Consider the following 12,265-nt stretch of genomic DNA (forward strand, 5'->3'; position numbering starts at 1 on the left):
CGCACCCGTAGCTGGCTCTTAAACCGCCGCGGCGCCGCCGACGATCTCGGAGATTTCCTGGGTGATCGCTGCCTGGCGGGCCTTGTTGTAGACCAGCTTGAGGGTATCGATCAGTTTGGTGGCGTTGTCGCTCGCCGCCTTCATCGCGACCATGCGCGCCGCATGCTCGGACGCCACGTTCTCCATCACCGCCTGGTACACCAGCGACTCGACGTAGCGCGTGAGCACGTGACCGAGCACCGATTCCGCATCCGGCTCGTAGATGTAGTCCCAGTCGTGCTTGACGACCTTCGTGTCACCGGCCGGCAGCGGCAGCAGCTGATCGAAGCTGGCCTTCTGCGTCATCGTGTTGACGAACTGGTTGTAGGCCAGGAACACACGGTCGACCCGGCCGTCGTTATAGCCGTCGAGCATCACCTTGATGATGCCGATGAGCTGCTCGACTTCCGGGGTGTCGCCGATGTGGGTGACGCTGGCGAGCATGTCGACCTTCAGGCGACGGAAGAACACCGTCGCCTTCTGTCCGATCGTCACCACGTCCACCTCGACGCCCTTGTCGTGCCAGGCGCGGATCTCGGTGAGCAGCTTGCGGAACATGTTGTTGTTCAGACCGCCGGCCAGGCCCCGGTCCGACGAACAGACAATGTAGCCGACCCGCTTGACCTCGCGTTCGAGCAGGTACGGATGCTGGAACTCGGAGCTGGCCTGGGCCAGGTGACCGACCAGCTGTCGCATCGCATTCGCGTACGGACGCGACGCCTTCATCCGCTCCTGCGCCTTGCGGATCTTCGACGCGGAGACCATCTCGAGCGCGCGCGTCACCTTGCGGGTGTTCTGCACGCTCTTGATCTTCGTCTTGATTTCTCTGCCGCCGGCCATCTGTTATCCCTGCGTGGGGCGGGAGGATCCCCGCCTTTGGCTCAATCGTGTGAAGCGATGGCGGGCCGGGGCCCGCCGCCAGGCATTACCAGCTGCCGGTCTTCTTGAACTCGGCGATGCCCTGCTTGAACGCGCTCTCGATCTCGTCGTTCCAGCTGCCGGTCTGGTTGATGTTGCTGACCAGATCGCCCACGGTGTTGTCGAAATGCGCATGCAGGCCTTCCTCGAACGCGAGCAGCTTGGCGACCGGCACGTCGTCGAGGTAACCCTCGTTGACGGCGTAGATCGTCAGGGCCTGGTGCGCGATCGACATCGGCTTGTACTGCTTCTGCTTCATCAGCTCGGTGACGCGCTGACCGCGCTCGAGCTGCTTGCGGGTGGCTTCGTCCAGGTCGGAGGCGAACTGCGCGAACGCCGCCAGCTCACGGTACTGGGCCAGCGAGATACGGATGCCGCCCGAGAGCTTCTTGATGATCTTGGTCTGGGCTGCGCCACCAACGCGCGACACCGAGATACCGGCGTTCACGGCCGGGCGGATGCCGGCGTTGAACAGGTCGGTTTCCAGGAAGATCTGGCCGTCGGTGATCGAGATCACGTTGGTCGGCACGAACGCCGAGACGTCACCGGCCTGCGTTTCGATGATCGGCAGCGCGGTCAGCGAACCGGTCTTGCCGGTCACGCGTCCTTCCGTGAACTTCTCGACGTAAGCCTCGGACACGCGCGCGGCGCGCTCGAGCAGACGGGAGTGCAGGTAGAACACGTCGCCCGGATAAGCTTCGCGGCCCGGCGGGCGCTTGAGCAGCAGCGAGATCTGGCGGTAGGCGACGGCCTGCTTGGACAGATCGTCGTAGACGATCAGCGCGTCTTCGCCGCGGTCCATGAAGTACTCGCCCATCGTGCAGCCCGAGTAGGCGCTGATGTACTGCATCGCTGCCGATTCGGACGCGGTCGCGGCGACCACGACGGTGTGCGCCATCGCGCCGTTCTCTTCGAGCTTGCGCACGATGTTGGCGACGGTCGAGGCCTTCTGGCCGATCGCCACGTACACGCACTTGATGCCGGTCGACTTCTGGTTGATCACGGCATCGATCGCCAGCGCGGTCTTGCCGGTCTGGCGGTCGCCGATGATCAGCTCGCGCTGGCCGCGGCCGATCGGGATCATGGCGTCGACCGACTTGTAGCCGGTCTGCACGGGCTGGTCGACCGACTTGCGCCAGATCACGCCCGGGGCGACGCGCTCGACCGGCGCACTGAGCTTGGCGTCGATCGGGCCCTTGCCGTCGATCGGCTCGCCGAGCGCGTTGACCACGCGGCCGAGCATTTCCGGGCCGACCGGCACCTCGAGAATGCGGCCGGTGGTCTTGGCCACGTCACCTTCGCGCAGGTGCTCGTAGTCGCCCAGCACCACGGCGCCGACCGAATCGCGCTCGAGGTTGAGGGCCAGTGCGTAGGTGGCCGAACCGTCCGCGGCAAGCGGCAGTTCGATCATTTCGCCCTGCATCACGTCGGCGAGGCCGTGCAGACGCACGATGCCGTCGGCGACCGAGGTGACCGTGCCTTCGTTGCGCGATTCGGCGCTCAGCTTGACCTTCTCGATGCGGGACTTGATCAGCTCGCTGATCTCGGAAGGATTGAGTTGCGTGGTAGCCATCGGGGGTTCCCTTGAGCCGGCGTCACCGCCGACGTTGCAATTGAAAATCGTGTCAGTGCGCGAGTGCGGACTGCAGGCGCGCCAGCTTGCCCTTGAGCGAGCCGTCGATCACCACGTCGCCGGCCGAAATCACCGCGCCGCCGATCAACGATGCATCCACGGCCGTCTCGACCTGGACCTCGCGACCGAACCGGCGCTTGAGCGCTGCGCGGATCTGCTCGACTTCCGCCTCCGGCAGCTCGGTCGCCGAAGTCACCGTGGCCAGCACGACGTGCTCGGCCTCGGCGCGCAGCTCCTCGTACAGACCGGCGATTTCCGGCAGCTGTGCGAGCCGGCCGTTGGTCGCCAGCAGGGCGAGGAACTCGGCGAAGCGTGCATCGGCGCCTTCCGGCGCCAACAGCGCGACGGCGTCGTCGTGCGACAGCGCCGGGTGGCCCAGCAACGCGGCCGCCTGCGGATCGGCGGCAACGCGCGCGGAGAACGCCAGCGCGTCCGACCACGGCGCGAACTGGCCGCCGTCACGCGCGATCGCGAACGCGGCGCGGGCATACGGACGGGCAATCGTCATGGCCTGGCTCATCGGACTCAGATCTCCGCGGCGAGTTCGTCGAGCAGCGCCTTGTGGGCGTTTGCGTCGATCTCACGCTTGAGCAGGCGCTCGGCGCCGGTCACCGCCAGGGTCGAAACCTGACGACGCAACTCTTCGCGCGCACGGGTGGCCGAAGCCTGGAGCTCGGCATCGAACATCGCCTTCTGGCGCAGGCCTTCGGTGACGGCCTCGGCCTTGGCGGCCTCGATGATCTGGTTGCCGCGCTGGTGCGCCTGCTCGATGATCTCGTTGGCCTTCGCACGCGCGGCCTTGAGTTCCTCGTTGGCGAGTTCCTGGGCCTGCGCGAGGGCGCGCTGGCTGTTGTCCGCCGCGGCCAGACCTTCGGCGATCTTCTTCTGGCGCTCCTCGATGGCACTGAGCAGCGGCGGCCAGATCTTGGTCGCGACGATCCAGATCAGACCGGCGAACGCCAGGGCCTGGGCAAATAGGGTCAGACCGATATTCATGGGCTTGTGACTGCCTGTCGTGAAGGGACGGGCGCGCGGACGCGCCCCCTGTCATCCACCGGTGCGGCCATGCGCGAGGCAGGCCGCACCGGAAGCGTCGGCTGGATCAGCCCGCGAGCTGCGCGGCGATCGGGCCGACGAACGGCGAAGCGAACGCGAACAGCAGGCCGACGGCGACCGAGATGATGAACGCGGCGTCGATCAGGCCGGCGGTGATGAACATGCGGACCTGCAGGACCGGGATCAACTCCGGCTGGCGCGCGGCCGACTCGAGGAACTTGCCGGCCATGATGGCCAGGCCCAGACCCGCACCCAGCGCAGCCAGGCCGATCATGATGCCGATGGCCAGAACGGTCGAAGCCTGGATCTGGGCGAACGAGGTCAGTGCGATTTCCATTGTTTTCTCCGGAGCGGATTGCTTGGTAAGGGTGGAACTGGGATGGGTTGAAACAAACGCCGTGTCACGTGACGCGATCGATCAGTGGTCGTCCTCGGCCAGGCTGAGGTAGACGATCGACAGCATCATGAAAATGAAGGCCTGCAGCGGAATCACCAGCAGGTGGAACAGCATCCAGCCGAGGCCGAGTACGCCGCCGCCGAGCACGCCCAGCAGGCTCGCGCCGCCGAGCACCCAGATCAGCAGGAACACGATCTCGCCGCCGAACATGTTGCCGAACAGTCGCATCGCCAGCGAGATCGGCTTGCTCAGCCACTCGACGATGTTGAGGATCAGGTTGAACGGCACCATCCACTTGCCGAACGGCGCGAACAGGAATTCCTTCGACATCCCACCCAGGCCCTTGGCCCGCAGCGCAAAGAACACCGTCAGGAAGAACACGCTGATCGACAGGCCGAGTGTCGCGTTGACGTCGGCGGTCGGTACCGGCTTCCAGTAGTGCACGCCGAGCAGCTCGAGCGGCCTGGCGATGAAATCCGCCGGAATCATCTTCATCAGATTCATCAGCAGGATCCAGAAGAACAGCGTGATCGCGATCGGCGTCACCAGCTTGCTGGAGCCGTGATAGGTGTCGCGGGCCTGCTTGTCGACGAACTCCAGGCAGATCTCCACGAACGCCTGCCACTTGCCCGGCACGCCGGCAGTCGCCTTGCGCGTCGCCAGCCAGAACAGCAACACCATCAGCCCGCCCATGAACAGCGCGGTGATCAGTGTGTCGACATGCAGCGTCCAGAACCCGCCTTCGCCGAAGGACACGGTGAGGTTCTGCAAATGGTGCTGGATGTAGCTGGTTGGGGTCAGTTCCGCATCAGCTGCCATAGATCGAAAACCTTCGCCTGTGATTGGTTCAGTGCCTGGCCAGAGGCCGGGCCATTGCGAGCAGCTGCGCGAAGAGCGCGACGATGACCCCGGCGAGCATAGGAACCGGCGGAAGACCCGCCTGACCCACCCCCAGCAACAGCACGGCCAACACCACGACCCACTTCAGCGCCACTCCTGCCAGCAGTCGCGCAAGCGCGCCTGCCGATGGATTCACTCCGCCACCTAGTGCCACCACGCTCGACAGCCAGCCCCCCAGCGCGATCGCCGCACCACCGAGACCCGCCGCCAGCGCCCACGACCCACCCTTTGCGAGGAAAGCCAGCGCCGTCACCGCGATCGCAATCGCCTGCCAGGCGATTGCGCGCTGTGCCAGCCGCCGACCGATGGCCACGGACGTCAACACTTCAGGATTCCAGCGTCTGGAGGGATACGGAAGGCGTCGAAACGCCCCCGTCGAGCCGCCGAAGTATAGCAGTAGAGCCATTTATGCCACAACCGGCGCAAGTCCCGGTCGGCCATCCTGCGTTGCCGTTGCCTGGTGGGACGAACGGCCCGCCAGGTCATCGGAAGCGCGCCGCGCGCGCATTCATGATTTTACTTGAGATCGTGCGGAACTTCCCCGCCGGATCGCAGTCCTACTGAGCGTGTCCGGTCTGCCGCCTTTCCTCGTCGGTCCGTCAGCAGATCGCCACCTGAGCCCCGGCCCGCCGCCGGGGCTCTTCTTTTTTCGGGCAGCGGCAATGGACGCACGTGGCGCGCGCGCGGGCTTCACATTCAGGAGACCACCGGTTGACCAGCATCTGCGCCCTCTTCCCCCAGGATGATTCCACAGATGCCACGACCCGCTCCCCGCTTCGCTGCTGCACTGCTTTCGACCGCCATCCTCGCCACGTTCGCGACGTCCGCACAGGCCCAGAGCGGCGAAGACCGTTTCGTGCTGCGCCTGAGCGCCTTCAATCCCGATGCCGATCTGCGTTTTTCGGGGGATGGCACCGTGACCGACGGGAGCGATTCGGCGACGTTCGATTTCGACCAGAAGTTCAAGTCGGGACGCGAATTGCGTCCGCGCGGATCGGCGGGGTTCCGCATCAGCGACCGCCAGGCCATCGTCGGCAACTATTACGACTACCGCAGGGACGAAACGTGGAACTACGGCGGCACGGTCCTCGACAGCGGCACCATCATTCCCGGTGGCGAGCCGATCGAGATACCGGGCGCCCGCATTGACGGACGCATCGCGTTCAATCTGGCGAGCCTGAATTACGAGTACGCGGTCGTGCAGACCGAGAACTTCGAATGGGGCCTGGGCTTGGGCGTGACCTGGGCTGAGCTCGAGATCCGCGCCGACGGCGAGTCTGTCGGCACCAATCTGCTCGATCCCCAGTCCGACTCGGTCAACTGGAAGCGTGATGGCTTCTCGCCGGGGCTGCACACGCGCCTGACCTGGAAGCCGGCGGAGCGCTGGAGCGTGGGACTGGAAGCGCAGTACCTCGACACGCGCTGGGGCGACTTTCTCGACGAGCGCGGTCACTTCGAGCGCGGCGGCCTGATCGTGGAGTACATGGTCAGCGAGCGGGTCGGTATCCATGCCGGTTACGACTGGTTCCGCCTGAAGCTGTCGGACGACTACCGCGGTACCGCACGTGCACCCGATGGGATGGATGCCGGTCCGTTCCCGTATGGCGGCAAGGTCACCGGCGACCTCAACGTGCACGGGCCGATGGCCGGCGTCACGTTCCGCTTCTGACCCGCGCGCGGACGGTCAGGAAAAAGCCCCGGCATGGCCGGGGCTTTTCTTTACTGCAGCTGGCCGGCGGCCGCGCTTACGTCTTCTTCGGGATGTACAGATCCGTGATCGTGCCGTCGAAGACTTCCGCGGCCATCGCCACCGACTCACTGAGCGTGGGGTGCGGATGGATCGTGTGGCCGATGTCGGCGACTTCCGCGCCCATCTCGATCGCCAGCGCCGCCTCGGCGATCAGATCGCCCGCATGCACGCCGACGATGCCGGCGCCGACGATGCGGTGCGTGGCCTCGTCGAAGATCAGCTTGGTGAAGCCTTCCGTGCGCCCGATGCCGATCGCCCGGCCGCTAGCCGCCCATGGGAACTTGCCGACGCCGACCTTGAGGCCCTTGGCTTTCGCTTCGGTCTCGGTGATGCCCACCCAGGCGATTTCCGGATCGGTGTAGGCGACCGACGGAATCACTCGCGCCACCCACTCCTTCTTCTCGCCGGCGGCGACTTCAGCCGCAAGCTTGCCCTCGTGCGTCGCCTTGTGCGCGAGCATCGGCTGGCCGACCAGATCGCCGATCGCGAAGATATGCGGCACGCTGGTGCGCATCTGCGCGTCGACGGCGATGAAGCCGCGCTCCGACACGCGCACGCCGGCCTTGTCGGCTGCGATCTTGCCGCCGTTGGGCGTGCGGCCCACGGCCACCAGCACACGATCGAAGGTCTTCGTGTCCGGAATGCTTTCGCCGTCGAAGGTGACGTCAATGCCATCCTGACCCGGCTTGGCCTCGACAACCTTCGTTTTCAGATGCGCCGAGACGCCCTGCTTCTTCAGACGGTCGGCGAGCGGCTTGACCAGATCCTTGTCGGCGCCGGGCATCAGCTGGTCCGCGAGCTCGACAACCGTCACCTGCGAACCAAGCGCGTGGTAGACCGTGGCCATCTCCAGACCGATGATGCCGCCGCCGACGACGAGCAGCTTCTTGGGCGTTTCAGCCAGTTCCAGCGCGTCGGTCGAATCCATGACGCGCGGGTCGTCCCACGGGAAACCCGGAAGTTTGAGCGCCTGCGAGCCGGCGGCGATGATGCACTGCTCGAAACGCACGAGCTGGGTCTTGCCGTCACTGCCCGTGACTTCGATCTCGTTGGGCGACACGAACAGCCCTTCGCCGGTGACCACGCGCACCTTGCGCTGCTTGGCCATGCCGCTCAGGCCCTTGGTGAGCTGGCCGACCACTTTTTCCTTGTAGCCGCGCAGCTTGTCGAGATCGATCGTGGGCGCCCCGAAGTCGACGCCGTAGTCGCTGGCGTGGCTGGCCTGGTCGATGACCTCCGCCGCATGCAGCAGCGCCTTCGACGGGATGCAGCCGACGTTGAGGCAGACGCCGCCGAGCGTGGCGTAGCGCTCGATCAGCACGGTGTCGAGCCCCAGATCCGCGGCGCGAAATGCGGCGGTGTAGCCGCCGGGGCCGGAGCCGAGCACGACGATGCGACATTCGACGTCGGCCTGGCGGCCCGACGAAGGCGCGGCCTTGACCGCTTCGGGCTCGGCCGGCGCGCGATGCGAGCGGGCGACGGGCGGGTTGCTGCCGGGTGCGTCGTTCTTTTTCGCCGGTGCGTTTTCCTTCGCTTCGGGCGCCGAGGCCGTTGCCTCGGCGGCAGGCGCATCGGCCGCGCCTTCAGCTTCGGCTTCGATCACCGCGACCACGCTGCCTTCCGACAGCGTATCGCCGACCTTGACCCTGAGTTCGGTGATGACACCCGCGGCCGAAGCCGGCACTTCCATCGTGGCCTTGTCCGATTCCAGCGTGACCAGACTCTGGTCCTTGGCGATCGTGTCGCCCACGGCGACGAGCACCTCGATCACCGGCACATCGTCGTATCCACCGATGTCGGGGACTTTCACTTCGAGGGTCTTGGCCATTACGGATTCTCCGGAGTCTGTTGCGTCGGGTCCGCAACCACCATGCGCGACGCCGGGCGGCGAGCCCAGGTCAGCGAATACAGGTCGTGGCGGCGGTCGTTGAGGTTCTGCACCGTGCCGGCGTTGCGGGCGACGACGAGGTCGTTGAGGCGCAGGTCGGCGAACGCGACCTGCTCGACGTTCGGCGTTGTGTCGGCGGCGACGCCATCGCGCGCGAACGGAAAGTCGCAAGGCGTGAGGATGCAGCTCTGCGCGTACTGGATGTCGAAGTTGTTGACGCCAGGAAGGTTGCCGACGTTGCCCGACAGCACGACGTAGCACTGGTTCTCGACCGCACGCGCCTGCGAGCAGTAGCGCACGCGCAGGTAGCCTTCGCGGGTGTCGGTGCAGAACGGCACGAACAGGATCATCGCCCCCTGGTCGACCAGGTGGCGGCCGAGTTCGGGGAACTCGCTGTCGTAGCAGATCATCACGCCGATCGGGCCGCAGTCGGTGATGATCGCCTGCGCGCTGTCGCCACCGCCGATGCCCCACCAGGTGCGCTCGTTGGGCGTGGGGTGCAACTTGTCGCGGGTATGCAGCGAACCGTCGCGCAAGGCAACGTAGCAGATGTTGCGCACCTTGGCGTCGGCGCCGGCGCTGGTACGCGTGGGGTGCGAGCCGCCGATGATGTTGATGTTGTGCCGCACCGCGAGCTCACAGAGCAGCGTCGCGAAACGTTCGGTGTAACCGGTCAGCGCAAGCATCGAATCCTGCGGCGACAGCGGCTTGTTCTCGACCGACAACAGCTGCAGCGTGAACAGTTCCGGAAAGACCACGAAGTCGGCGCGATAGTCGGCGGCGATATCGACGAAGTACTCGACCTGGGTCGCGAACTCCTCGAACGAAGCGACGCGGCGCTGCTGGTACTGCACCGTGGCCACCCGGACGGACTCGGGCAGTGGCCGGGCGGATGGACGCGCACCGGCGCGCGGGTCGATCTTGGGATTGCGCCACACCAGATGCGCGGCGTTGCCGCGCGACTCGGTATCGCTGGGCAGATAGCCCGGCAGCACGCCGATCAGTTCGAAACCGTTGCGCAGCTGGAAGCTCAGCGCGGGATCGCGCAGACGCCCGGCGCGGACCGCCTCGACGTAAGCGACGACGTCATTGTTGAATTTCTTTGCACGCCTGGCATATCCGGGCAGGCGTCCGCCGAACACGATGCCCTTCAGCCCCAGGTCCTGGCACAAGCGCTTGCGCATCTCGTACAGGCGCCGGCCGATGCGCAGGCCGCGGTGCGCCGGATCGACACAGACCTCCATGCCGTAGAGCCAGTCGCCGGTCAGCAGGTGACGCGACGCATAGCCGCCGCCGGAAATCTCCAGCCAGCGATGAGGCGCCATCGCCGTGCTTTCGTCGAGGCGGAACGTGGCGCAGTAGCCCACCGCGAGATCGTCGTAGAACGCGACGAACACGCCTTCGGGGAACTGCGCGATCTGCCCGGTAAGCATCTCGGCGGTGTAGCCGCGCTCCGGCCCGTAGACCCGCTCGCTGAGCGCAACGATCGACGGGATGTCGGCGATGCCCGCATGGCGCAGCGTCAGCCGTGCCCGCTCGCGCGTGGGCGCTTCGTCGTTCCTGTCCAACGCCGGGCCGCTTACAGCAACACCCGGCGCATGTCGCCGAGCAGCTGGGCGAGCGTCGCGGTGAAGCGCGCGGCGGCTGCACCGTCGATGACGCGGTGATCGTAGGACAGCGACAGCGGCAGGATCAGACGCGGCTGGAAGGCCTTTCCGTCCCATACCGGCTTCATCGCCGACTTCGACACGCCGAGGATGGCGACTTCCGGCGCGTTGACGATCGGCGTGAAGCTGGTCCCGCCGATGCCGCCCAGCGAGCTGATCGAGAAGCACCCGCCCTGCATGTCGGCCGGGCCGAGCTTGCCGTCGCGGGCCTTCTTCGCCAGCGCGGACATCTCCTGCGAGATCTCCAGCACGCCCTTCTTGTCGGCGTCGCGAATCACCGGTACGACCAGGCCATTGGGCGTATCGGCGGCGAAACCGATGTGGAAATACTTCTTGAGCGTGAGGGTCTCGCCAGTCGCATCAAGCGAACTGTTGAACCGCGGGTACTGCTTGAGCACCGCAACCGACGCCTTGATCAGGAACGCGAGCATGGTCAGCTTGATGCCGGCCTTCTCGTTCTCCTTGTTGAGCTGCACGCGCAACGCTTCGAGGTCCGTGATGTCGGCATCGTCGTGCTGGGTGACGTGCGGAATCATCGCCCAGTTGCGGGCGAGGTTCGCCGCGGAGATCTTCTGGATGCGGCCGAGTTCCTGCACCTCGACCTCGCCGAACTTGGCGAAATCGACCTTCGGCCACGGCAACAGGTTCAGACCGCCGCCCGCCGTTGCCGGCGTACCGGCCGCCGCTTTCGCACCGCCGCCCTGCATCACGCCCTTGACGAAGGACTGCACGTCCTCGCGCACGATGCGTCCGCCCCTGGCACTGCCCTTGAGCTGCAGCAGGTCCACGCCAAGCTCGCGTGCGAACAGGCGCACCGCGGGACTGGCGTAGGGCACCTTGTCAGGCAGAATCGCCTCGGCGTCGAAGCGCACCGGCGGCGCGCCACTACCTGGTACGCGATGCTCGATGGAAGCTTCGGCGATCCTGTCGGGCCTGGCCTGCGGTGCGACCGGCTCGACCGTATTGTCGTCCGTGCCCTTGACCGCCGCGGGGGCCGCCACGGGCGCGGCGACAGGCGCATCGCCCGCCGCCTCGATGATCGCCACCACGCCGCCTTCCGACAGCGTGTCGCCGACCTTGACCTTGAGTGCCTTGATGATCCCGGCGACCGCGGCCGGCACTTCCATCGTCGCCTTGTCGGACTCTAGCGTGATCAGACCCTGATCCTTCTCGACCGTGTCGCCCACCGCAACCAGCACCTCGATCACCGGTACGTCGTCGTAGCCGCCGATGTCGGGGACCTTCGATTCCTGCAGCGCACCGCCACTCGGCGACGCCTTGGCGGCCGGCGCCTTCGCGGCGGCCGGAGCGTCGGACGTCTTGGCCACGGGGTCGGTCCTGGGCGCGGGCGCCTCGGCGCGGACTTCGCCGCCCTCCGCCTCGATGATCGCGACCACGCCGCCTTCCGACAGGGTGTCGCCGACCTTGACCATCAACTCCCTGATCACCCCCGCAAACGGGGCCGGCACTTCCATCGTCGCCTTGTCCGATTCGAGCGTGACCAGCCCCTGATCGGCCGACACCGTATCGCCGACGGCGACGAGCACCTCGATCACCGGGACATCGTCAAACCCGCCAATGTCGGGAACGCGTGCTTCTTTCAGGTCGGCCATGCGGCCCTCCGGGCATCTCGTGGGTCCCTATTGTGGGGCTCTGCCCAGTCCTGCGCCAACTATTGCATGGCGTATGGAGCGACACGCGGCCGCAGTCGCCGCTCGGCAGCTGGCGAGGACCACCGCACGGCATGCGCCCGCTAGCGGAACAGTCCGTCGCGGCCACGAGAGCCGCCATCCCCGACGGCCGCTGAGAGGTACGCAACGGAGGCCTCGGATGGAACTCGTCAAGAACGACCCTGCGCCTGCGCTGAATCGTTGTGCGGCCTTCAGAATTAAACAATCAGTGATTCAGCAGGGACTTGCCAGCATGGCCCGACCTTCCCGGAGAGGAAGGTCGCGGCGCCGCGCCGTGACATATGCAGTCCGCCGAGCGGCAAGCTCGGCTTCCAATACGGAGTATC

General features: G+C 66.2%; 11 protein-coding genes. 1 reads left to right on the plus strand and 10 read right to left on the minus strand.

The annotated features are described in order from the left end of the window. Positions 1-18 precede the first annotated feature (18 nt). The 7 genes from atpG to CNR27_RS00495 form a co-directional block, all read right to left on the minus strand. Positions 19-879 carry a F0F1 ATP synthase subunit gamma gene (gene atpG, locus CNR27_RS00465; protein WP_096296442.1) on the minus strand — a complete coding sequence of 287 codons (861 nt, stop codon included), beginning with the start codon at positions 877-879 and terminating at the stop codon, positions 19-21. A gap of 85 nt (positions 880-964) precedes the next feature. Continuing rightward, on the minus strand, positions 965-2,530 hold the full coding sequence (gene atpA, locus CNR27_RS00470; RefSeq protein ID WP_096296443.1) for a F0F1 ATP synthase subunit alpha: 1,566 nt from the start codon (positions 2,528-2,530) through the stop codon (positions 965-967). A gap of 52 nt (positions 2,531-2,582) precedes the next feature. Beyond that, a complete protein-coding gene (locus CNR27_RS00475; RefSeq protein ID WP_096296444.1) occupies positions 2,583-3,110 on the minus strand; it encodes a F0F1 ATP synthase subunit delta in 528 nt (175 codons plus the stop codon). Positions 3,111-3,115: 5 nt separating this feature from the next. Further along, positions 3,116-3,586, minus strand: a complete 471-nt coding sequence (locus tag CNR27_RS00480) for a F0F1 ATP synthase subunit B (RefSeq protein WP_096296445.1) — start codon at positions 3,584-3,586, stop codon at positions 3,116-3,118. Positions 3,587-3,692: 106 nt separating this feature from the next. After that, positions 3,693-3,983: a F0F1 ATP synthase subunit C gene (atpE, locus tag CNR27_RS00485; RefSeq protein WP_096296446.1), complete on the minus strand. Its 291-nt coding sequence runs from the start codon at positions 3,981-3,983 to the stop codon at positions 3,693-3,695. Between the two features lie 81 nt (positions 3,984-4,064). Next, entirely contained in the window at positions 4,065-4,862 is a 798-nt protein-coding gene (gene atpB / locus CNR27_RS00490) for a F0F1 ATP synthase subunit A (protein ID WP_096296447.1), read from the minus strand. 28 nt (positions 4,863-4,890) lie between these two features. Then, the gene (locus tag CNR27_RS00495) at positions 4,891-5,268 is read right to left on the minus strand and encodes a hypothetical protein (RefSeq protein WP_096296448.1); all 378 of its coding nucleotides are present in this window, start codon (positions 5,266-5,268) and stop codon (positions 4,891-4,893) included. 429 nt (positions 5,269-5,697) lie between these two features. Between CNR27_RS00495 and CNR27_RS00500 the strand changes: the two genes are divergently transcribed. Beyond that, a complete protein-coding gene (locus CNR27_RS00500; protein ID WP_096296449.1) occupies positions 5,698-6,612 on the plus strand; it encodes a porin family protein in 915 nt (304 codons plus the stop codon). 76 nt (positions 6,613-6,688) lie between these two features. Here CNR27_RS00500 and lpdA read toward each other — a convergent pair whose 3' ends face one another. Genes lpdA through aceF form a run of 3 tightly spaced genes read right to left on the minus strand, consistent with a single transcriptional unit; the run spans position 6,689 to position 11,861 of the window. Further along, positions 6,689-8,521, minus strand: a complete 1,833-nt coding sequence (lpdA, locus tag CNR27_RS00505; protein WP_096296450.1) for a dihydrolipoyl dehydrogenase — start codon at positions 8,519-8,521, stop codon at positions 6,689-6,691. Beyond that, positions 8,521-10,149 (minus strand): bifunctional GNAT family N-acetyltransferase/carbon-nitrogen hydrolase family protein, encoded by a 1,629-nt coding sequence (locus CNR27_RS00510; protein WP_096296451.1) that lies wholly within the window; start codon positions 10,147-10,149, stop codon positions 8,521-8,523. Before CNR27_RS00510 ends, lpdA begins: the two co-directional genes overlap by 1 nt. A gap of 11 nt (positions 10,150-10,160) precedes the next feature. Beyond that, on the minus strand, positions 10,161-11,861 hold the full coding sequence (gene aceF, locus CNR27_RS00515) for a dihydrolipoyllysine-residue acetyltransferase (RefSeq protein ID WP_096296452.1): 1,701 nt from the start codon (positions 11,859-11,861) through the stop codon (positions 10,161-10,163). Positions 11,862-12,265 lie beyond the last annotated feature (404 nt).

Origin of the sequence: Luteimonas chenhongjianii, assembly GCF_002327105.1 — a bacterium.
Classification (GTDB): Bacteria; Pseudomonadota; Gammaproteobacteria; order Xanthomonadales; family Xanthomonadaceae; genus Luteimonas; species Luteimonas chenhongjianii.

What these genes read in the sequence shown, in the direction of transcription:
- atpG (WP_096296442.1), bottom strand. Translation starts at nt 879, where the DNA reads ATGGCCGGCGGCAGAGAAATCAAGACGAAGATCAAGAGCGTGCAGAAC.
- atpA (WP_096296443.1), bottom strand. Translation starts at nt 2,530, where the DNA reads ATGGCTACCACGCAACTCAATCCTTCCGAGATCAGCGAGCTGATCAAG.
- CNR27_RS00475 (WP_096296444.1), bottom strand. Translation starts at nt 3,110, where the DNA reads ATGAGCCAGGCCATGACGATTGCCCGTCCGTATGCCCGCGCCGCGTTC.
- CNR27_RS00480 (WP_096296445.1), bottom strand. Translation starts at nt 3,586, where the DNA reads ATGAATATCGGTCTGACCCTATTTGCCCAGGCCCTGGCGTTCGCCGGT.
- atpE (WP_096296446.1), bottom strand. Translation starts at nt 3,983, where the DNA reads ATGGAAATCGCACTGACCTCGTTCGCCCAGATCCAGGCTTCGACCGTT.
- atpB (WP_096296447.1), bottom strand. Translation starts at nt 4,862, where the DNA reads ATGGCAGCTGATGCGGAACTGACCCCAACCAGCTACATCCAGCACCAT.
- CNR27_RS00500 (WP_096296449.1), top strand. Translation starts at nt 5,698, where the DNA reads ATGCCACGACCCGCTCCCCGCTTCGCTGCTGCACTGCTTTCGACCGCC.
- lpdA (WP_096296450.1), bottom strand. Translation starts at nt 8,521, where the DNA reads ATGGCCAAGACCCTCGAAGTGAAAGTCCCCGACATCGGTGGATACGAC.
- aceF (WP_096296452.1), bottom strand. Translation starts at nt 11,861, where the DNA reads ATGGCCGACCTGAAAGAAGCACGCGTTCCCGACATTGGCGGGTTTGAC.